Here is a 22,442-nt window from a genome sequence, read left to right on the forward strand (position 1 = left end):
ATAAGGGAGTGAACATCCTTGGAAACTTGGCTCTCCATGCCATATTTTTCATTCAGTTCTGAGTGAGAAACAGCGCCAGAGAGGCCAAACTGTGGGCGGTAATATAGCAAATTTAACGATAAATTAAAATCTCATCATTTTGACCAACATAGCAACTTAAGACTAAAGTTTTATGATTTTTATGCACTAAATCCTTTAATTCTCGTCAGTTAAGAATCGAGTTTTTGCATCACTTTAGCCTATCGCTACTTGAAGGTGGTCCCAATGATCAAATAGATAGAATCATAGTTTCTTTCCGTTCGGCCATAACCGAGCATAATTGGACCAATAGGCGAGTCAACACCTGCAAATACCGAGCCCGCCATATAAAGCGGAAGATCGTCATAATCTAAGTCAGGGTCAGACCAAACGCCCCCATATTCAAGCGAAGTACCAAGGTAAAAAGGCGATGTAAACAATCCGAAATCATTATCAAACCAACGATATCGGTAGACCAAACTTCCGAACACTTTGTTTTGACCAATTAAGCTGTTGCGCGGGATACCAGAGAGATGCAAAAAACCTCCAATTTCACGCGGGTCAATCGGTACTGATGAGTTTTTGCTGGTGACAACGCCCACATCCATATTTGCGACCAAAGTATGTCGTGAAAAGCTATGGGCAGCCTTAAGTACCCCACTGATCTCGTAGGAAGTATCTTCCACGCGCTGGTCACTGATCAAATCAGTAGTTCCAACACTCTTATCATGAGAGATCAAATAGTTAAGATCTAAGTAGACCCCCTCAGTTGGTAAACTAAAGCTGTCTAAAGTATCAATCCGGTAGTTAGCAAACGCTCCAATACGCTTAAAAGCGACATCTCCTAGCATTGGTAAGCTCGATAGCTCACCTTCACCATCACTGTAGCGAATACCCAACTTAAACTCTCGCCACAGTGTTTGCTGGTAACCGACAGCAGCCTCCGCAATCCACTCGGTATAGGAGACGGGTAAAAAGTTCTCTGTCGCTTCTAAAGAGGTATCTTCAAAGCCAGTGAATGGAGCATTACGCTTCTCTTTGCTGTAAGCCATTCTTAACGTAGTAAACGTTTTTTGACTGGAGAGGAAAGGACTGTATAGCTCCCCTTCAATCATTTTGTCTGTGCCCATTTCCAAGTTAGTGCGAAACTCAGCACCATGAACATTTAAGTCCGTAAAATTAGTCGACATGCCAATCGAATACTGGCTATCTGTGCTGAAGTCATCTTCTAAGAAAAAACGGAAGTTAACGTAGTTTGGCCCCCAAGATTTTTCATCGACATCAAGGATCAAAGTATCTTCACCGTCGATCTCATCGTATCGGTAAGAAACTAACTCAAAACGATCCAATGCATAGAGGTCTTGAACACTTTGCTCAATGTCAGCTGTCGAGTAAGTGTTCCCCGCATCAAGAGCGAGGCGGTTTTCCAACAATTTTTTGCTGTAGTGGCTGTTGTTATTAATGACAATGTTTTCTACTTCTATTTCATCACCATAGCGTAAGTGTCGACGGGCATCTTCTTTGTGGTCCACGTAATTTTGATATTGCGCAGAAGAGAGACTATACCGCTCAATCAACTCACGATTCTGCATTGCCGCTTCATAACCTTTACGAAATGCTTCTGGCATCTTATCGAATTCCGTAGTTTCCATATCCCCTACTTCTGGGCGTAAAAAAACATCCTCATCGGTCAACGTTTCCGCTTGACGGCTCGTGGTACTACGAACCAAGTAATTGGATAACTGATCGGCCACAGTCAGAAAGGTTGTGAAATCATCTTCCTCTTTGTAATCCGTACTGATATCAACGGCTATTACGACATCGGCCCCCAGTTCACGCGCCACATCAACTGGCATATTATTGGTGACACCACCATCAACCAACATACGACCATTCACTTCATAAGGTGGGAGAGCTCCAGGAACCGACATACTCGCCATCATGGCATCGACCAAATACCCATCGCCGATGATCACAGGTTCAAGCTCAATAATATCTGTCGCGACAGAGCGATAAGGAACAGCTAAATCATCAAAAGAGCTAAAAGGAGGAAGGTTACCTGTGGTTTCTCGCAGTATTTTGAGCATTCCTTGCCCTTGCACGATACCTCTTGGTGCACGCATCTCGCCCCAACGTAAGCCAAGATCTGTGGTCAATTGATAACGGTCTTCATACTCTTTATCGCGGACACGACGCTCACTACGATCGACTCGATCACGATAGCCAGTGTTCCAGTCAACGGTATCAATGAAGCTTTCTATTTCGTCGGCGCTCATTCCCGTCGCATACAAACCACCAACGTAAGCCCCCATACTCGTACCCGTTATATAATCCACAGGCACTCGCATTTCTTCTAATGCTTTCAGGACACCGATGTGCGCAGCCCCTTTAGCGCCGCCACCCGCGAGCACAACTGCCACTTTTGTTCGCTCTATAGGTTGAGCCTTCTCTTCATGAGCGGCCTGCGCGAAGATAGAAAATGACCAAGTACAAACGAACAAGATTACAGCCAGTTTTCTCACTCTAAAGTCCTTTTAATGATGAAGTGGTTGAGCGTCTAGTAAACTATGTTTATAACGTACTGATTACCAGGTAAATAGTTTTTTTATCCACTGAGCAGGCTGATTCTCACACTGCTGTTTAAATTTGCCATCAACATCCCAAACCGGAAGTTTAAACTCATTACGACAATCGAGCTGCAAATCACCTTGGGCTGATTTGGTAAAACCCACTGTATTTACGCCTTGTGGCCAAGGCAAAGATAGTTTTTCAGGTATGCGATGCTTGAGGTATTCAGCGTACACGCGCAGCGCGCCACTTGAGCCTGTTAACTTAGTTGGCTTGTTATCATCGCGACCTAGCCAAATAGTGGTCACTTCACGACCATCAACGCCAACAAACCAACTATCACGCGTGTCATTACTCGTTCCGGTTTTTCCTGCAAGTGCCGCCCAAGCAAACTGACTATTTAGGTAACGTCCCGTACCTTCCAATACACCGCGCTTCATCGCATAAGTAGTTAACCAAGCCGCTTGCTGGTCGACCGTTTGAGATGAGCGAGGCAGTGATTGAAACAGTACATTGCCATCTAAATCGACAACGGAGCGCAATGCAGAGAGTTCTGCTTTACGTCCCGAATTGGTTAAGGTCTGGTACATCTGCGCCACTTGGAACGGCGTTAGGGTAAATGAACCAAGGAACATCGAAGGGACTGGACGAACCTCATCTCTATCAACGCCTAGTTTTTCTAACGTATCAACCACATTTGGGATCCCTAACTGCATGCCGAGTTGAACCGTAGGTACATTAAGAGATTTAGCTAAAGCAACATACAGTGGAACATCACCCCGGAATTTACGATCGTAGTTGCGAGGTGACCATACCGACCCTTTACTGCCTTTTAAACTCAGTGGTTTATCATTCAAAGTCGTGGCTAGGTTGTATTTGTCCGGTTGCTCTAACGCGGTTAAGTAGACTGCAGGCTTAGCAAGAGAGCCAATTTGACGACTGGCATTGAGTGCTCGATTGAAGCCATCATAACCAGTGCGCTTACCACCCACCATGGCGCGTATTTCCCCTGTATGACGATCCACAGCAATAGCGGCTCCTTCCAGCGACTTGCCCGCCACTTTGCCTAACTCAGGGATCTTTTTCGCAATTGCTGTTTCGAGCTCTTTCTGTGAAACAGGATCAAGCGACGTAAAGACTCGAAGTCCCACATCAGACTGGAACACATCGCCAACCTTCTCTTTTAGTTCAATCTTTAACTGCTGGAAATAGGCAGGCTGACGACTCGCAATTCTTGGGTTGTCCTGGATATCAAGTGGCCTGTCAGCGGCCATTTCAAATTCATTAGCAGTCAAGATCCCTTGCTGCATCATTAGACGAAGAACAAGATCACGGCGCTCTTTAGCCCGCTCAGGGAAACGAACAGGATTGTAGTAAGAAGGGCCTTTCACCATACCAACCAACAGCGCAAGCTGATCTATACGCAACTCTTGAATAGGTTGGCCGAAATACAGACGCGAAGCGAGACCAAAACCATGAATTGCCTCACCATGACTTTGCCCTAGGTAAACTTCATTTAGATAGGCTTCTAGGATGCGATCTTTGCTATAACGATAATCAAGGATCAAGGCAATGTAAGCTTCACGTATTTTCCGCCACAAGGTTCGATCGCTGGATAGGAAGATATTTTTAGCTAATTGTTGCGTTAACGTTGATCCGCCTTGTACGGTACGCCCAGCCTTTACGTTCGCGACTAACGCTCGCGCAATTGCTAGCGGTGATACCCCATCATGCTGGTAAAAGTTACGATCTTCCGTCACCAACAAGGCATCCACCATCACTTCGGGGAATTGATCTCTACGCAAGAACAAACGCTGCTCATCATGGTTTTTCTCAAGCATGCCAAGCATCTTAGGCTCCACGCGCAAGTACCCCATATCCCCTTTTTGTTCAAGAGATTGAATGCGCTTCAACTCTCCTTGACCAAAATGAAGCATCACATGGCGATCAGGCTCTGGCCCATCAGTAAATTCAAACGGTCGACGAATTAACTCAATTTTAGTTGAGGAGGAAGAATACTCACCTGGATAACGAGGCTGCTGGACTTTACGGTAATTCAATACATCCAGTTCATTGCGAACTTCTTTGATAGAGATATTATCTCCAGGCGCTAAGTTTAAAATTCGGGCATATACCACGGTAGGCAAATCAAATAATTGACCTTCAAAACGTTGCTTTACGACGCTATCTAGGTAAATACCAACGAACAATAAAACTGCACACCCCGCCACCGTAAGCTTCCAGCCTATTCCCCATAAGGTTTTTAGCCATTGACGTTTACCGGTCTTTTTCGTTGCGCGCTTTTTCGGTTTACTGGTTCGCTTTCGAGCAGGCTTTTTGGTTGTTTTTACTTTGCTACTCGTGGTTGTGTTCTTTTTGGTCATGATTACTGATTTAACTGTCTTTTAGTTTTCGTCGTTGCCACATGTGTCGCCGGGTTATCTGGCCAAACGTGCTTTGGATAGCGCCCTTTCATCTCTTTCTGTACATCTTTATATGCACCGCTCCAAAAACTAGCGAGATCACGAGTCACTTGGAGTGGACGTTGCGCTGGTGACAACAACTCCATCACGATCGTCTTTCTGCCAAGCGCGATTTTTGGCGAGACTTGCTCCCCAAACACTTCTTGCATTCTTACCGACAATACCGGCTCTTGCCCTTGTCGGTAGCGAATTGGCTTCTTCGTTCCAGTTGGCAACTGATAATGAGTAGGTAACCACTGCTCAATTTCTTGGTTTAAGGGCCAACCGATATAAGCCATCAATGCCGCTTGAAGATCTACCTTAGCTAGCGCCTTAACCGAGCTAATTCCCGTTAGGTAAGGCTCTAACCACAGTTCAAGATTTTCAATTAATGCACCGTCAGCTAACTGTGGCCACTCTTGTTCAGGCAACCAATCAGCAGCGCAGCGCAATCGTTCCAAAGTTTCTAAGCTTTGTGGGCTCCAATTTAATACCGAAAGGCCTTTACGACGAATAAAATTGAGTAAAGCTTGCGTCATTTTTTCGCTCGAAGGCTCAGGAAGTGCTGTCTTAGCCACAATAAGTTTGCCAAGCTTCTGTTGCTGCTCCGCAACCAAACGGCCTTTCCGCTCATCCCAATCAACAACATCGAGTTGACTAAACTGTTCAGGAAAACATCGCTCCAACTGATGGATATCTAATTCAATGGCCGAAAAAATAGTGGAAGAGTCGGAATGGCTGCGCATAAGATCAATCGCAATCACATAATCTTTGCTGGCCATACTTTCTTCGGCTCTAATCTCTGCGCCATGCCCATTCGCCAGCAAGAAACGCCCAAGTTGATTTATACGCGCTTGAGCAATGCGGTCTGGAAACGCATTAGCCAGCAATATTGCCACTAAAGACTCATCGCATCGCGGTATGGAAAATTGTATGGCAAATTTTTTCGCCAACGATTGAGCACGCTGCTGCACAACACTTTGCTTTGCGTGTTTACCTTGTTTGAAGCGGTGTACACTGTGAGCGAAGTCGACTTGATGGCGTTCAGGCTCCTCAAGCAGCGCTGCGATCATCACGCCTGTATCCAGCCAATGTTGTGACTCAGCTATAGCAAGCATTGCGGCGATACGAGGTTCTACCCCAAGCGTCACAGCAAGAGTCCCCGCGGGAGTCAGTTGCCCCTTTTCATCAAGAAGCTGCAATGATTTTAATAGCGCCCGCGCTTGATTCATGGCGCTACTAGGGGGGATATCAAGCCAAAGTAAATCATTCACATCCTGAGTTCCCCATTGCGTTAGCTCTAGAGCTAAACTCGATAGATCAGAATGGAGAATCTCAGCCTGGGGAACATCTGGCTGTTGGCTAAGTTGGCTTTCACTGTACAGACGAACGCAAACCCCTTCTTCCAAACGACCCGCGCGCCCGGCGCGCTGTTCTGCAGAAGACTTGGCAATACGCACTTGCTCTAACCGGGTGACACCACTCTTCAAGTCGAACTTCGCGACGCGCTCTAATCCAGAGTCTACGACCAAACGTATCCCTTCAATGGTCAGCGAGGTTTCTGCAATGTTCGTCGCAAGCACGACTTTCCGCTGCCCATTTTCCGCAGGACGAATCGCCGCTTGCTGCTGAGCGAAATTCAATTGCCCATACAACGGGCAGACTTGAATATCACTTGGCAGTTGAGACAATCGCTCTGCCACCCGTTTTATCGCAGCAACCCCCGGTAAAAATGCCAGCAACGATCCCGTTTCATTGTTCATTAACTGAATGATTTGCTGACTCATCAGTTCTTCGAGACGTTCATTAGGTTTGGAAGGGTTGTAACGAAAAGTCACAGGAAAACTGCGTCCATGCGATTCAACATAGCGCGCTTCGGGTAATAGATTACACAGTGCTTGCTGATCTAGCGTCGCGGACATCACAACCAGTTTGAGATCATCTCGAAGTGCTTCTTGGATTTCCAAACAAAAAGCTAATGCGGTATCGGCATGAATACTGCGTTCATGAAACTCATCAAACAAAATCAGATCAACTCCATTGAGTTCTGGGTCCGACTGAATCATTCGAGTGAGAATACCTTCCGTCACAATTTCCAACTGCGTCCCAGAGCCAACTTTAGTTTCTCCGCGCACGCGATAACCAATACGTTGGCCGACGTTTTCTCCCAACTGTTCAGCTAAATAGCGAGCAATATTACGCGCTGCTAATCGCCGAGGCTCAAGCATGATGATTTTGCCTGACACCAGTCCTTGTTTAACAAGCTGTAATGGAAAATAAGTCGATTTGCCCGCACCAGGAGCGGCTTTAAGGATAAGTTGAGCGCAGTCGCGAACACCCGAGAGTAACTCAGGCATCACGCCTTCAATAGGCAGTTGTGACAATGGTAAAGCCTTGTGGTGTAATGATGACAACTATTGTACATAAAAACAGTAACCAGACCCAAATGAAGTTCGAACCCGCATTAGAACAAGCGACACTCATACAACGTTATAAACGTTTCCTAGCCGACATCACTTTGCCCGATGGTAGTGAACGCACAATCCACTGCGCCAACACCGGTGCGATGACAGGATGCGCAACACCAGGAAATAAAGTTTGGTACTCCACCTCAGATAACCCGAAAAGAAAATATCCAAACAGTTGGGAACTGTCCGAAACAGCACAAGGTCACCGCATTTGCATTAACACTGCGCGAGCAAATCAATTAGCTGTCGAAGCAATCGAAATAGGCACAATAAAAGAACTTACAGGCTACGATCACCTTCAAACGGAAGTAAAGTATGGTAATGAAAATAGCCGGATTGATATCTTGCTCAACTCAGAAAATAAACCAAAATGCTATCTAGAAGTTAAGAGCGTCACCTTATTGGACGAAAAAGTTGCCGGACAAGGCTATTTCCCTGATGCTGTTACTACGCGTGGCCAGAAACACCTGAGAGAACTCTCAGAAATGGCACAAAATGGACATAGAGCGGTACTTTTATTCACTGTTTTGCATTCGGGTATTGAAAAAGTGTCGGCCGCACACCATATAGACGCCAAATATTCACAATTACTGAAAACGGCTCAAGAACAAGGAGTGGAAGTCCTGTGCTACAAGGCAGAACTTTCCAACTCAGAGATAAAACTGGTCAAAGCAATTGAGTTTATCAATTGACAAAAAAAGTGGTGTCGCGTTCACATTGACAGCAACTTTACGATTCAGAGTTTGCCTCGATAAGTTCTTTTTGCTATAGATACCCGCCTTAAATTAACTGCGAGCGCAGTTGACTAGGTGTTAGTAGGAGATGCTGCATGCCAGAATCAAAGAAAAAAGCGCTAGGCATCCTAGCCATTGCAGGGGTTGAGCCATATCAAGAGAAAGCTGGTGAAGAATACATGTCACCAGAGCAGATGGCTCATTTTACAAAAATTTTGACAGCTTGGCGCAACCAGCTCAGGGAAGAAGTTGATCGCACTGTTCACCATATGCAGGACGAAGCAGCGAATTTCCCAGATCCAGTTGACCGTGCGTCTCAAGAAGAAGAATTCAGTCTTGAACTTCGCAACCGTGACCGCGAACGTCGTCTAATCAAGAAGATCGAAAAAACACTAAATAAAATCGAAGAAGATGAATTTGGTTTCTGTGACTCTTGTGGTATCGAGATTGGTATTCGCCGTCTAGAAGCTCGCCCAACGGCGGACCTTTGTATCGACTGTAAAACACTTGCAGAGATCAAAGAAAAACAAATGCAAGGTTAATAGCCTGTATTAAGTTAATTTTAAAGGGAGCGCTTGCTCCCTTTTTGGTTTAGTAAATTTGCTATGAGTTACATTGGCCGTTTCGCCCCTTCCCCGTCTGGTCCTTTACATTTTGGCTCACTTGTTGCGGCTCTTGGTAGCTACTTTCAAGCCAAAGCGCATCAGGGACAGTGGTTAGTTAGAATCGAAGATATTGACCCTCCAAGAGAAATGGCAGGTGCATCAAAGCTGATCCTCGATACTCTGGAAGCGTACCAACTCCATTGGGATGGCGAAGTTGTCTATCAAAGTCAACGCCACAACTTATATCAGCAGCAGATCGACAGCTGGCTTGACTCTGGTCAGGCGTACTATTGTCAGTGCACGCGCAAACAAATCAAAGCCACAGGTGGATTCTATCAAGGTACCTGTCGCGACCTAGGGCTTAATCAGCCCGCTGACTGTGCTATTCGTCTTAAAATGACTCGTCCGGTTTACCAGTTTAGCGACGAAAAACATGGACAATTAAGCATTCCACCAGCACTTGCAGATGAAGATTTCATTATAAAGCGCCGTGATGGCTTATTTGCTTACAACCTTGCGGTAGTATTAGATGACATTGACCAAGGTATCACTGAAGTCGTCCGTGGCGCTGACCTGATCGAGCCAACTGGACGTCAAATTAGCTTGTATCATATGCTCGGGAAAACCCCGGTTAGCTACCTTCACCTGCCTTTGGCCTTAGGTGAGAATGGTCATAAGTTATCCAAACAAAACCACGCGCCAGCCATTGATAACCACAATCCTAAGCCAGCACTTCTAGACGCTATGCGCTTTTTAGGCTTTGAATTATCGCAAGATATTGAACAAGCGAATGTCAGTGAAATCATTGCTTGGGGCGTGAAAAAATGGCAGTTACAGCAATTACCAGCGTCGATCGAGATCACACCAAGATTCTCAAACCGCTCGCCGTAAGCTATTATTAGCCGCAAATTCGCCTTATTAGGCACTAAGTTAGCCTGTAGCAAGGTTGGTTATCACCATATTATTGCCAGATGCACATGAACAAAAACGACTATACACCAAGCGAAAAGAACATATACCCAGAGCTTTCTCTGAATATCATCACTCGCCAAGAGCACAACGTCTCTCGAAAGAAGATCAGTGATAATGCATTGAAGGTGCTATACAGACTTCATGGAGCAGGCTTTGACGCATATCTTGTTGGCGGAGGAGTACGCGACCTTTTACTCGGCCAACAGCCAAAAGACTTTGATATCGCTACAAATGCGACTCCAGAGCAAATTCGCCAGCTGTTTAAAAACTGCCGCCTGATCGGACGTCGCTTCCGTCTGGCTCATATTATGTTTGGCCGCGATATCATTGAAGTGGCGACATTCCGTGGCCACCACCAAGAACCAAGCAAAAACGTTTCACAGCAGTCGAAAGAAGGCATGCTGCTGCGCGACAATGTGTACGGCACCATTGATGAAGATGCTGAACGTCGTGACTTTACCATCAACTCGATGTACTACAGCATTTCAGATTACTCTATCCACGACTACGCTGGTGGTATTGAAGATCTGGAGGACAAGTTAGTTCGCTTAATCGGCGATCCTGAAACTCGCTACCGCGAAGATCCGGTACGTATGCTTCGCGCGATCCGATTCGCAGTAAAGCTTGATTTTGATATTGAAGAAGATACGGCCGCGCCTATCGAAGAGATGGCAGTATTACTGCAAGATATTCCTCCAGCGCGTCTCTATGAAGAATCATTGAAGATGCTGCAATCGGGACACGGATTAGAAACATACCACCTGATGCGTGAGTACAACTTGTTCCAACAGCTTTTCCCAACCATTGCGGAGTTCTTTACCGACGAGTATGACTCGCCTACCGAACAGATGTTAGATCTGGTACTAGATTCTACCGATCAACGTATCGAAGAAGGCAAACGTATCAACCCAGCATTCATGTTCGCGGCCATGCTGTGGTACCCACTACAAGCGAAAGCTGAACAGTTAATGGAAAAACGTAACCTTGCTTACTACGACGCGATCATGGAAGCGAGCAACTACATCTTAGATGACCAAGTACGTTCAATCGCAATCCCTCGTCGCCACACTGCGACTATCCGCGAAATTTGGCAACTACAGCTTCGTATGCCTCGTCGTAATGGCAAGCGTGCTTTCCGCCTAATGGAACTCAATAAGTTCCGCGCGGGCTTCGATTTCTTAGAAATGCGCGGCGAAGTAGAACAAGGCGAAACGCAACAACTGGCGAAATGGTGGGAAACCTTCCAAAACGCAGGTCGTAATATGCGTCAGGCCATGGTAGCCGACTTGGATTCTACCGGTGATGACAAGCCTAGACAGCGCCGCCGTAAGACTTACCGTAAGAAGAAGTCAAAGGCATCATAATGACCACAGTATTCATCGCTGTCGGCAGTAACCTTGCTGATCCTGTTACTCAAGCTAGCGAGGCTATCCAGGCTCTTAAAAGCTTACCTCGCTCAGAGTTTGTACGTACATCAAGTTTGTACAGCAGTACACCAATGGGCCCACAGGATCAGCCTGATTACATCAATGCTGTCGTAGAAATAACAACAGAATTAACGCCACTTGAACTGCTCGATTGCACACAAACAATTGAACTGGAACAAGGGCGCGTCCGTAAAGAAGAGCGCTGGGGACCAAGAACTCTAGATCTCGATATCATTCTTTACGGCAATGAGGTGATTGATTCGGAGCGTCTAGTCGTTCCGCACTATGGAATGAAAGAGCGCGAATTTGTGCTTTATCCGCTTGCCGAAATCGCACCAAATTTAACCCTCCCATGTGGGACCAGACTGGAAGACTTATTAAAAGTCGTTGAGCAAAACGGTCTGCGTATTTGGCAATCATAGCCAACTCCTATAAGGAAAAATCATGAAAAAAATTACCATTAGCGATCTGATGAAATGGAAGCAAGAAGGTCGTAAATTTGCCACTTCTACTGCTTATGATGCGAGTTTCGCGCAACTATTTGAAAGCCAAGAAATGCCAGTACTACTGGTTGGTGACTCTCTTGGTATGGTATTGCAAGGCGAATCATCGACATTGCCAGTGACTGTAGAAGACGTGGCTTATCACACGCGCTGTGTTCGCGCAGGTAGCCCAAACTGTCTTCTAATGGCTGATATGCCCTTCATGAGCTACGCAACGCCTGAACAAGCTTGTGAGAGCGCAGGCCAGTTGATGCGAGCTGGCGCAAACATGGTGAAGTTGGAAGGTGGAGACTGGTTAGTCGAGACCGTAAAAATGCTGACTGAGCGCGCCGTTCCTGTTTGTGCTCACCTTGGTTTAACTCCTCAGTCAGTCAATATTTTTGGTGGTTTTAAAGTTCAAGGTCGTGACCAAGAAAAAGCAGATCGTATGGTTCGAGATGCATTGGCACTGCAAGAAGCTGGCGCACAAATCATTCTCCTAGAATGTGTACCGAAAGAGCTAGCTGCACGGATTACAGAAGTGTGTGATGTTCCAGTTATTGGTATTGGTGCAGGCAACGTAACTGATGGTCAAATTTTAGTGATGCACGACATGTTTGGCATTGCAGCTAACTACATGCCTAAGTTCTCGAAAAACTTCCTTGCTGAAACAGGTGACATGCGTAAAGCTGTCGAAAAATACAAACAAGACGTCGAGAGCGGTGCTTTTCCTGACGAAGCACACACGATTGCCTGAGGATAATGTTCATGCAGACTTTTGCTGAAATTGCTGCTCTACGTGAGCAAATTAAACAGTATAAGCGTGAAGGTCGAACCGTTGCGTTTGTACCAACTATGGGAAACCTGCACGAAGGTCACCTAACATTAGTACGTAAAGCTCGTGAGCATGCGGATATTGTAGTGGTGAGTATTTTCGTCAACCCAATGCAGTTTGAGCGTGCGGATGACCTCAATAATTACCCTCGAACTTTAGAAGATGATCTCGCAAAGCTAAGCGGTGAAGCGGTAGAGCTCGTGTTCACGCCAACGCCTGAAATCATTTATCCTGAAGGGCTAGATAAACAGACATCAGTTGATGTACCGGGTTTATCGACCATCCTTGAAGGCGCATCTCGCCCAGGTCACTTCCGTGGCGTATCTACCATCGTCACTAAGCTGTTTAACATCGTTCAACCTGATATTGCTTGCTTTGGTGAAAAAGACTTCCAACAACTTGCCGTTATCCGCAAGATGACAGAAGACTTAGCAATGGATATCGAGATCATCGGTGTGCCAACGGTTCGCGAAATGGATGGACTCGCGATGAGTTCACGCAATGGGCTGCTAACTTTAGATGAGCGCCAGCGAGCGCCTGTATTAGCCCGAACTATGCGCTGGATCAGCAGTGCGATCCGCGGCGGCCGCGATGATTACGCATCTGTGATTGAAGATGCCAGTGATCAACTTAGAGCAGCAGGTTTGCAACCGGATGAAATCTTTATTCGTGATGCTCGCACTCTACAAGCGATTACGACGGAAACCACTCAAGCTGTGATTCTAATGTCTGCATTCCTTGGCAAAGCGCGCCTCATTGACAACCAAGTCGTTGAGATGGCTGTTGAAGTTAAAGAAGAGGACACTGAATCCCCTTCTGAAAATGCCGAGTAACCTGTACTCAAAGTAAAAAGGCTTGGTGATACTCACCAAGCCTTTTTTGTGTCTAGCCAGTATGAAGCTTACTAACTTCTTAGACCAATACCTTTGGTCACCAAGTAATGCGCCACTGCATACAGCACAATGACGAAAAGACTTAACACGCCAAATGAAGTCACGATACCCACATCGGAAACACCTAAGAAACCGTAACGGAAAGCGTTAACCATGTAGACGATCGGGTTGATCTTTGAGACCCCTTGCCAAAACTCAGGCAACAAGCTGATGGAGTAAAAAACGCCACCAAGATAGGTCAACGGTGTTAGGACGAACGTTGGAATGATCGATATATCATCAAATGTTTTCGCAAATACTGCATTGATCAAACCGCCCAGAGCGAATACAACGGAGGTCATAAATACCGTAGCAATAATGATCCCCCAGTGCTCTACTTGAAGGTCGACGAAGAGCAATGAAACAAAAGTGACGATGGTCCCAACCAATAACCCCCGCACGACTCCTCCCATTACGAAACCCAAGATAATGACGTAATTTGGAACCGGGGCAACAAGAAGCTCTTCAATATTCTTCTGAAACTTCGCACTAAAGAATGAGGATGCCACATTCGAGTATGAGTTGGTGATAACCGACATCATTATCAAACCAGGAACAATATATTCCATGTAGCTAAAACCGTTCATCTCGCCGATTCTAGAGCCGATTAAGCTACCAAAAATAATAAAGTAGAGCGTCATCGTAATCGCAGGCGGCACCAGTGTTTGCACCCAGATTCGCGTAAATCGGTTGATCTCTTTAGCTAGTAAGCTGCGAAAAGCCGTCCAATACAACTGATACATCTTATTCACTCCCCTCTCTCACGATACTGACAAACAGCTCCTCTAAACGGTTAGCTTTATTACGCATAGACAAGACTTTCACGCCCTGCTCGGTTAGCTGAGTAAAAATACCATTTAGTCCTTGCGTCTTCTCGATCTCAATCTCTAGCGAACCCGCAACAAATTGCTGTTTAATCACGCCATCAAGCACGGGCTCTGGTGAACCTTCTTCAAGATCAAGGATGAATGTTTCTACCTGCAGCTTGTTGAGGAGGCTCTTCATCGTCGTATTTTCAATCAACTCACCTTTGTTGATGATGCCGATATTACGACATAACATCTCTGCTTCTTCTAAATAGTGAGTAGTGAGAATGATGGTAATACCTTGCTCAGAGTTAATCTCTTTAAGGAACTCCCACATTGAACGGCGGAGCTCAATATCAACTCCAGCAGTCGGCTCATCCAAGATCAGTAGTTGCGGCTCATGCATTAGTGCTCGGGCAATCATTAAGCGACGTTTCATTCCACCAGAGAGGTTTCTCGCACGTTCGTTGCGTTTTTCCCACAAATCAAGCTTAGATAGGTACTTTTCGGCTCTCTCTTCTGCCAATGACTTTGAGACGCCATAATAACCCGCCTGCTGCATGACGATCTGCTTTACTGTCTCAAATTGGTTGAAGTTGAACTCTTGAGGTACCAAACCTAGGTTTTGCTTAGCAAGCTCTAAATCTGTATCAATATCAAAACCAAAGACTTTCACTTTGCCTGACGTCTTATTTACTAGCGAAGATATAACACCAATTGATGTCGACTTCCCTGCACCATTTGGCCCGAGTAGCGCGTAGAAATCCCCTTTCTCCACGTTGAGGCTAACGCCTTTTAACGCTTCAAAACCACCAGCGTAGGTCTTTCGAAGCTGCTCAATTTCTAATGCATACATAACATTGCAATCACTTGTTCTTATCGTTGCAAACAAGTTTATCGTTGAATAACGATGATTACAATTAGACCTTTCGAATATTATAGAAATATTAGTTAACTGCAATCAAAAACGCCGCTGAGATCCAGCGGCGTTTTTGATGTTTAGAACTATACAGCTTCTAGTTGGTGCTCATCACTGTCAACATGACGAATCGCAGCTTTAAGCGCTTCATAGCGGAACTTGTAAGTATTGTCATCCGGAACAAGGTCGATCACATGGAACTTCTCAAGTTGTTGACGCGTTTTTTCATTCGGACACAGCAAATAGACCTCACAGTCAGCATCTTGTGCATCTTTAATCGCGTTTTCTAAGGCAAGTCCCACGGTGACGTCGATCATCGGAACGTCGGTCAAATCGAGGATCATCACTTCATAATCAGAAATACTGGTATGTTGACGAGAAATAGCTTTAGAAACACTAAAGATCATTGGGCCTGATAGGTAGAAGAATAGTACCTTGCCATTCGCCATATCAAGTAAACCACGTTCGCTATCCGAAAGCGGAACATCATCCTCATCCGCATCACTAATCGCTTTCACTTGACGCGCTTGTTCACGACTCAAACGTTCGATGATGATAATGTTTGAGATAAACACACCTAAGCCAACTGCAACAATCAAATCGACGAACACGGTCAAGAGCATTACGCCGTACATGATGGCCATACCCGCAAAACTGACTCGGTGAGCACGCTGAATAAAGCTCCAATCAAGAATATTGAAGCCAACATAAACCGCAATACCCGCCAATACTGCCATCGGAATAGGCTCTGTTAGGCCACCAGCCACCAGTACGACTAACGCGAGCATTAACGCACGAATAACACCAGAAAGTGGCGAACGGGCTCCGACCTGAATATTTGTTACCGTCCCCATAGTTGCACCAGCACCAGGCAGAGCACCAAACAAGCCTGAAATCATGTTCGCTAAGCCTTGGCCACGAAGCTCTTTGTCTGAATCATGCTCTTTACGCGTCAAGGAATCACCAATAACTGCCGTCAACAGGGTATCAATACAACCAAGTGTACCTAGCACTAGCGCATCAATAACCATCTCGGTGAACATAGATGCATCAATATGCGGCACAACAAGTGAAGGTAAGCCCGCCGGGATTTCACCAATCCGACGAATAGATTCTGTATCAAATAGAATGACGGAAAGTAGCGTAACAGCGACTAAAGCGACAAGCTGAGCAGGTACATACTTACGATATTGCTTAGGGAAGAAAAACAAGATACCTAAGGTCAGTAAACCCAAGAATAACTCGCTAAATTTCATATTAGCGACCGTATCAGGCAATGCAGATAAAGTACCTACTACACCACCCGCAGGTGCTGCATGGCCAAGCAAGGGGGAAAGCTGAAGAATGATAAGAATCACGCCAATACCCGACATAAAACCGGAGATCACGCTATATGGCATCAAAGTAACGTATTTTCCCAGCTTTAACGTACCGAGTAGAATCTGAAAAGCACCGGCCATCATGACGACAGTAAACGTCATCGCTAAGCCTGTTTCCGGGTATTTCGCCATCATACTGGTTAAAACGGCGGTCATGATCACCGTCATCGGGCCTGTAGGCTCAGAAATGAGGGTATTTGAGCCACCAAATAGTGATGCGAATAGGCCCACCATAATAGCCCCCCATAAACCGGCTTCAGCACCAGCTCCAGAGGCCACACCAAACGCCAAGGCTAACGGTAGAGAGATAATCGCGGTGGTAACACCACCAAACAGATCTCCCTTGAGATTGATATCTTCAAAACGACTTCCAAACACAACTCAGCTCCATGCTTAAAATTTGGCTACGACACCTTAATTTCTGGGTTATTCTATATTGGCTAACAAACTGAGCCTAATAACCACTATTTTTGTAGCGAAACATAACGAGAAATATTAGCGATTTGCTGCGAAATGTCGCTATTTTCATCACTTTACCAAATGTTATCCAATAGAGATAAGTGTTAATTGCATCTCATAACTCATACTTTATAACCATTGGTTAGGATGAATGCTAAGTTTATGATTTTTAGCGCTCAAACACGTCAGATGAGTGCCTTTTCGGCCTATTTTATTGGGAATGAAATTGTAACATTGTGTATAGTGATGCAAGAATTTTTTAAGGATTGCGAACAGAATGCCGGAAATTAAACAGCTATTTGAAAACAACTCGAAGTGGTCTGAGTCGATTAAAGCTGAACGTCCAGAATACTTCACTAAACTGGAAGAAGGTCAGAATCCTGGTTTTTTGTGGATAGGTTGCTCCGATAGCCGAGTCCCTGCCGAACGTCTAACTGGGCTCTATTCAGGTGAACTGTTCGTACATCGCAACGTTGCCAACCAAGTAATCCATACCGACCTAAACTGCCTATCTGTTGTCCAATACGCCGTTGATGTGTTGAAAGTAAAACACATCATTGTTTGCGGGCATTATGGATGTGGTGGTGTAAACGCCGCAATCGAAAACCCTCAACTGGGCTTGATCAATAACTGGCTTTTACACATTCGAGACTTGTACTTTAAGCACCGAAGCTACCTTGATGAGATGTCTACAGAAGATAGAGCAGATAAATTAGGTGAGATTAACGTTGCGGAACAGGTCTACAACCTTGGTAACTCAACCATTATGCAAAACGCATGGGAGCGTGGCCAGGAAGTCGAAATACATGGCGTTGTCTATGGCATTGGCGATGGCAAGCTTCAGTATTTGGGTGTACGTTCTAGCTCCCGAGAGAGCGTAGAAACCTCTTACCAAAAAGCGATGGAGTCGATTCTGAACCCTAATCATCAGCTACTTTGCCGCTAATTGTTTATGGTTCAGTTCCCAGCAAAGAAAACGCCCGCTATTGATAGCGGGCGTTTTTGAACAGTCAGAATGAAGACGATTACTCTTGAGGAACAACCTTACCAATATATGGTAAGTGACGGTATTTCTGTGCGTAGTCGATACCAACGCCCACAACAAATTCGTCTGGGATCTCAAAGCCAATCCATTTCACGTCAACGTCTACTTCACGGCGTGATGGCTTATCCAGCAATGTACAAATCTGAACCGACTTAGGCTCACGCAGTGTCAGAATTTCTTTGACCTTATTTAGCGTATTACCAGTGTCGATAATATCTTCTACAAGTAGAACATCTTTTCCTTTGATGTCGTCATCCAGATCTTTAAGGATACGAACATCACGCGAGCTTTCCATGGTGTTGCCGTAGCTAGATGCCGTCATGAAATCCACTTGATGAGTAAGCTCAATCGCACGAGCTAGGTCAGCCATGAATACGAATGATCCTCGCAACAGACCTACCAAAACTAGATCTTCACTACCTTGATAGTGAGCGGTGATTTGCTTACCAAGTTCACGTACGCGTTCCTGAACCTCTTGCTCAGAAATCATTACTTCTACTGTATGTTTCATACCAATCTCATTTATCGCGTTGGCCAATATTCCATATCTATAAAATATTAGCTGATGTTTTCGAGCGCATAGTTTAACGATTGCGGAGGGACATGGAAAGAGTCTCATGCATCAGAAAATCCACACTGATTATGCAAACCCTATGATATTCAGCACGGATATTAACAATTGTGGTTATTAAATATACTGAAAACGTTGACCTTATTCATATGCACCATTACACTCATTATGCTTTAAAGCAAATAATAAAATACTAAATAGGGCAAAGCCCATACAAACAACTCAATTGGCAAGGATATTGATATGGACTCAATAGCGAAAAGACCGCGCACCCGTCTTTCTCCGCAAAAGCGCAAACAACAGCTAATGGAGATTTCATTAGAAGTGTTCGCTCGTCGTGGAATTGGTCGTGGTGGCCACGCGGATATTGCTGAAATCGCTCAGGTTTCAGTAGCAACCGTTTTTAACTACTTTCCAACTCGTGAGGATTTAGTCGACGATGTACTTAACTATGTTGTACGTCAGTTCTCTAACTTCCTATCGGACAACATCGACTTAGATTTACATGCAAAAGACAACTTGCAAAACCTTACCTCTGCAATGGTAGAGTTGGTTGCAAATGATTGTCACTGGCTTAAAGTGTGGTTTGAGTGGAGTGCATCAACGCGTGATGAAGTGTGGCCGCTGTTTGTCACCACAAACCGCACCAACCAGTTACTCGTGCAAAACATGTTTATTAAAGCAATCGAACGTGGTGAAGTGTGCGATCAGCACGATCCAGCGGATCTAGCGACACTGTTCCATGGTATTTGCTACTCGCTGTTTGTTCAGGCAAACCGTGTACAAAACACCGAGGCTCTAGCGAAACTTACGCAGAGTTACTTGGATATGCTTTGTATCTACAAACGTGACCACTAATAAATAGCTCACGGCAAGTAAAAGCTGATACTTAGGTGTCAGCTTTTTTATTTTCTATCAGGCATAAAAAAACCGCTGAATCATCAGCGGTTTTTACTATCTATCTTCAAGAAAAATTACTTTTTCTTTTTCGCTTTCGGGTTTGGAAGGTCAGTGATAGTACCTTCAAACACTTCCGCCGCTAGACCCACAGACTCGTGTAGAGTTGGGTGAGCGTGGATAGTTAGCGCGATATCTTCTGCATCACAGCCCATCTCGATTGCAAGACCGATTTCACCTAGAAGTTCACCACCGTTAGTACCAACGATAGCACCACCAATTACGCGATGAGTCTCTTTGTCGAAGATTAGCTTAGTCATACCATCCGCACAATCAGATGCGATTGCACGACCTGAAGCAGCCCATGGGAATGTCGCTGTTTCGTAGTTGATGCCTTCAGCTTTCGCTTCTTTCTCAGTCTTACCAACCCACGCCACTTCTGGCTCTGTGTAAGCGATTGAAGGAATAACTTTAGGGTCGAAGTAGTGCTTCTTACCTGCAATAACTTCAGCAGCGACGTGACCTTCATGCACACCTTTGTGAGCAAGCATTGGTTGACCAACGATATCGCCGATAGCAAAGATATGAGGAACGTTAGTACGCATCTGCTTATCAACATTGATGAAACCGCGCTCGTCTACTTCTAGACCCGCTTTTTCTGCATCAAGAAGCTGACCGTTAGGTACACGACCGATAGCAACTAGCACAGCATCGTAGCGCTCAGCTTCTGCTGGTGCTTTCTTGCCTTCCATTGAAACGTAGATACCGTCTTCTTTCGCTTCAACTGCTGTCACTTTAGTTTCAAGCATTAGCTTGAACTTGTCTTTGATACGCTTAGTGAAAACTTTAACGATGTCTTTATCCGCCGCAGGGATTACCTGGTCGAACATTTCAACTACTTCGACTTTAGAACCTAGAGAGTGGTAAACCGTACCCATTTCTAGACCGATGATACCACCACCCATGATAAGCAGTTTTTCTGGTACTTCTTTCAGCTCTAGCGCGTCAGTTGAATCCCAAATACGTGGGTCTTCATGCGGGATGAATGGCAGTTTGATTGGGCGAGAACCCGCTGCAATGATAGCGTTGTCGAAGTTAACCGTTGTTGACTCGCCTTCACCTTCTACAAGGATAGAGTTAGGACCAGTGAACTTACCGTAGCCGTTAACTACAGTCACGTTACGCATCTTAGCCATACCGCCAAGACCGCCAGTCAGTTGGTTTACAACTTTCTCTTTCCAGATGCGGATCTTGCTGATGTCAGTTTGTGGCTCACCGAATACAACGCCGTGCTCAGCCATCGCTTTAGCTTCTTCAATTACTTTTGAAACGTGAAGAAGTGCTTTTGATGGAATACAACCAACGTTTAGACATACACCGCCAAGAGTGCTGTAACGTTCAACTAGTACTGTTTCTAGACCTAAATCCGCACAACGGAATGCAGCTGAGTAACCAGCAGGACCAGAACCAAGTACAACAACTTGGGCTTTAATTTCTTTGCTCATTTTGACCTCTTGTAGTCATTATCCCTAACAGGCTGAGTGGGTATTGATTCTATATGTTCAAGTCAGTTTGTTTTAAACAGTTATTTTCAGACCGCCATCAGTTTACAGAGATGTTAATGGTGTGAAAAGTAAATCAATTTAGCCTGTGAGCTAGACAACAATTCGCTTGAGAAAACCTTATTGACTCTAAGGTCTGCAATCAAATTGTTTGGTAATTATTATTAGTAGAGGCGGCTATATGTGCCGCCTCTCAATCATCTGATTTCTATTAAAGAACTAGACGACGAATATCTGATAGCGCTGCGTTCAAGAACGTGATGAAGCGAGCACCTTCCGCGCCATCGATCACACGGTGGTCGTATGATAGAGACAGTGGAAGTTGTAGGCGTGGTTCGAATTCTTTACCGTTCCACACTGGCTTCATTTCAGACTTAGACACACCTAGGATACCTACTTCTGGAGCATTTACGATTGGTGTAAATGCTGTACCACCGATACCACCAAGGCTAGAGATTGTGAAACAACCGCCCTGCATATCGCCAGCTGTTAGCTTACCAGCACGTGCTTTCTTAGAAATCGCCATTAGCTCTTCAGATAGCTCGTAAATGCCTTTCTTGTTCACATCTTTGAATACTGGAACAACTAGACCGTTAGGCGTATCTACTGCGATACCGATGTTCACGTATTTCTTCAGAATGATGCTTTCGCCATCTTCAGATAGAGAAGAGTTGAATGCTGGGAACGCTTCAAGTGCTTTCGCTGCTGCTTTCATGATGAACACAAGTGGCGTGATCTTCATGCCAGTGTCTTTCTTCGCTTCGATAGCGTTCTGCTCTTTACGGAATGCTTCTAGCTCAGTGATGTCAGCGTTGTCCCACTGTGTAACGTGAGGGATCATTACCCAGTTACGGTGTAGGTTAGCACCTGAGATCTTCTTGATCTTAGAAAGCTTCTGAACTTCAGTCTCACCAAACTTGCTGAAGTCAACTTTTGGCCAAGGTAGTAGACCAAGAGCCGCGCCGTCGCCTTTACCAGATGCTGCTGCACCTGCGCCAGACTCAAGACGCTTAAGAGCATCTTTAACGTAAGCTTGAACGTCTTCTTTTAGGATACGGCTCTTACGACCAGTACCTTTAACCTTAGATAAGTTAACGCCGAATTCACGAGCAAGACGACGAACAACTGGAGATGCATGTGCGTAGTCGTTGTTTTCTTGGAAATCACCAGTCGCTGCAGGAGCTGCTGCCGCTGGAGCTTCAGCTTTAGGAGCTGGTGCTGCCGCTGGAGCTGCTGCTTGTGCAGGTGCTACAGGAGCTGGAGCTGCGCCTTCAACAACGAAAGTCATGATTAGAGAGCCA

Annotated in this window: 18 protein-coding genes; 9 read left to right on the forward strand and 9 right to left on the reverse strand. The window is 45.3% G+C overall.

Features of this window, described 5'->3' with window-relative positions; translation table 11 throughout:
• Window positions 1-245: 245 nt before the first annotated feature.
• From AC4MRV_RS18015 to hrpB, 3 genes are all read right to left on the reverse strand, one after another.
• Window positions 246-2,540: a patatin-like phospholipase family protein gene (locus AC4MRV_RS18015; RefSeq protein ID WP_491188696.1), complete on the reverse strand. Its 2,295-nt coding sequence runs from the start codon at window positions 2,538-2,540 to the stop codon at window positions 246-248.
• A 63-nt stretch (window positions 2,541-2,603) separates the two neighbouring features.
• Window positions 2,604-4,970, reverse strand: a complete 2,367-nt coding sequence (gene mrcB / locus AC4MRV_RS18020; protein WP_491188697.1) for a penicillin-binding protein 1B — start codon at window positions 4,968-4,970, stop codon at window positions 2,604-2,606.
• 2 nt (window positions 4,971-4,972) lie between these two features.
• The gene (gene hrpB / locus AC4MRV_RS18025; RefSeq protein ID WP_491188698.1) at window positions 4,973-7,432 is read right to left on the reverse strand and encodes an ATP-dependent helicase HrpB; all 2,460 of its coding nucleotides are present in this window, start codon (window positions 7,430-7,432) and stop codon (window positions 4,973-4,975) included.
• A 62-nt stretch (window positions 7,433-7,494) separates the two neighbouring features.
• Here hrpB and sfsA point away from each other — a divergent pair, with 62 nt between their 5' ends.
• The 7 genes from sfsA to panC all read left to right on the forward strand — a co-directional run bounded on the left by sfsA (window position 7,495) and on the right by panC (window position 13,404).
• Window positions 7,495-8,208 (forward strand): DNA/RNA nuclease SfsA, encoded by a 714-nt coding sequence (sfsA, locus tag AC4MRV_RS18030; RefSeq protein WP_491188712.1) that lies wholly within the window; start codon window positions 7,495-7,497, stop codon window positions 8,206-8,208.
• 137 nt (window positions 8,209-8,345) lie between these two features.
• The gene (gene dksA / locus AC4MRV_RS18035; protein WP_005475686.1) at window positions 8,346-8,792 is read left to right on the forward strand and encodes an RNA polymerase-binding protein DksA; all 447 of its coding nucleotides are present in this window, start codon (window positions 8,346-8,348) and stop codon (window positions 8,790-8,792) included.
• Window positions 8,793-8,855: 63 nt separating this feature from the next.
• Window positions 8,856-9,746 (forward strand): tRNA glutamyl-Q(34) synthetase GluQRS, encoded by an 891-nt coding sequence (gene gluQRS / locus AC4MRV_RS18040; protein ID WP_491188699.1) that lies wholly within the window; start codon window positions 8,856-8,858, stop codon window positions 9,744-9,746.
• 80 nt (window positions 9,747-9,826) lie between these two features.
• Window positions 9,827-11,191 carry a polynucleotide adenylyltransferase PcnB gene (gene pcnB, locus AC4MRV_RS18045; RefSeq protein ID WP_491188700.1) on the forward strand — a complete coding sequence of 455 codons (1,365 nt, stop codon included), beginning with the start codon at window positions 9,827-9,829 and terminating at the stop codon, window positions 11,189-11,191.
• Window positions 11,191-11,676, forward strand: a complete 486-nt coding sequence (gene folK, locus AC4MRV_RS18050) for a 2-amino-4-hydroxy-6-hydroxymethyldihydropteridine diphosphokinase (protein ID WP_491188701.1) — start codon at window positions 11,191-11,193, stop codon at window positions 11,674-11,676. The genes pcnB and folK overlap by 1 nt, the downstream gene beginning before the upstream one ends.
• 22 nt (window positions 11,677-11,698) lie before the next feature.
• Window positions 11,699-12,493: a 3-methyl-2-oxobutanoate hydroxymethyltransferase gene (gene panB / locus AC4MRV_RS18055; protein WP_491188702.1), complete on the forward strand. Its 795-nt coding sequence runs from the start codon at window positions 11,699-11,701 to the stop codon at window positions 12,491-12,493.
• Window positions 12,494-12,504: 11 nt separating this feature from the next.
• Window positions 12,505-13,404 carry a pantoate--beta-alanine ligase gene (panC, locus tag AC4MRV_RS18060; RefSeq protein ID WP_491188703.1) on the forward strand — a complete coding sequence of 300 codons (900 nt, stop codon included), beginning with the start codon at window positions 12,505-12,507 and terminating at the stop codon, window positions 13,402-13,404.
• Between the two features lie 71 nt (window positions 13,405-13,475).
• Here panC and AC4MRV_RS18065 read toward each other — a convergent pair whose 3' ends face one another.
• From AC4MRV_RS18065 to AC4MRV_RS18075, 3 genes are all read right to left on the reverse strand, one after another.
• Entirely contained in the window at window positions 13,476-14,246 is a 771-nt protein-coding gene (locus AC4MRV_RS18065; protein ID WP_491188704.1) for an ABC transporter permease, read from the reverse strand.
• A gap of 1 nt (window position 14,247) precedes the next feature.
• Complete coding sequence (locus tag AC4MRV_RS18070) at window positions 14,248-15,165, reverse strand: ABC transporter ATP-binding protein (protein ID WP_491188705.1); 918 nt, start codon at window positions 15,163-15,165, stop codon at window positions 14,248-14,250.
• A 149-nt stretch (window positions 15,166-15,314) separates the two neighbouring features.
• Window positions 15,315-16,985: a SulP family inorganic anion transporter gene (locus AC4MRV_RS18075; RefSeq protein WP_491188706.1), complete on the reverse strand. Its 1,671-nt coding sequence runs from the start codon at window positions 16,983-16,985 to the stop codon at window positions 15,315-15,317.
• A 358-nt stretch (window positions 16,986-17,343) separates the two neighbouring features.
• On the opposite strand from AC4MRV_RS18075, the gene can reads away from it, so the two are divergent.
• The gene (can, locus tag AC4MRV_RS18080) at window positions 17,344-18,012 is read left to right on the forward strand and encodes a carbonate dehydratase (protein ID WP_491188707.1); all 669 of its coding nucleotides are present in this window, start codon (window positions 17,344-17,346) and stop codon (window positions 18,010-18,012) included.
• 79 nt (window positions 18,013-18,091) lie between these two features.
• Here can and hpt read toward each other — a convergent pair whose 3' ends face one another.
• Window positions 18,092-18,622, reverse strand: a complete 531-nt coding sequence (gene hpt, locus AC4MRV_RS18085; protein WP_491188708.1) for a hypoxanthine phosphoribosyltransferase — start codon at window positions 18,620-18,622, stop codon at window positions 18,092-18,094.
• A 303-nt stretch (window positions 18,623-18,925) separates the two neighbouring features.
• Between hpt and AC4MRV_RS18090 the strand changes: the two genes are divergently transcribed.
• Window positions 18,926-19,540, forward strand: coding sequence for a LuxR/HapR/OpaR family quorum-sensing transcriptional regulator (locus AC4MRV_RS18090; protein WP_491188709.1), 615 nt, complete (start codon window positions 18,926-18,928; stop codon window positions 19,538-19,540).
• Window positions 19,541-19,656: 116 nt separating this feature from the next.
• Here the strand turns inward: AC4MRV_RS18090 and lpdA are convergent, their stop codons facing one another.
• Window positions 19,657-21,084 carry a dihydrolipoyl dehydrogenase gene (gene lpdA, locus AC4MRV_RS18095; RefSeq protein WP_491188710.1) on the reverse strand — a complete coding sequence of 476 codons (1,428 nt, stop codon included), beginning with the start codon at window positions 21,082-21,084 and terminating at the stop codon, window positions 19,657-19,659.
• A gap of 268 nt (window positions 21,085-21,352) precedes the next feature.
• On the reverse strand, window positions 21,353-22,442 hold a 1,090-nt coding region (gene aceF / locus AC4MRV_RS18100; RefSeq protein WP_491188711.1), incomplete at its 5' end, for a dihydrolipoyllysine-residue acetyltransferase.

The organism is Vibrio sp., assembly GCF_984391705.1.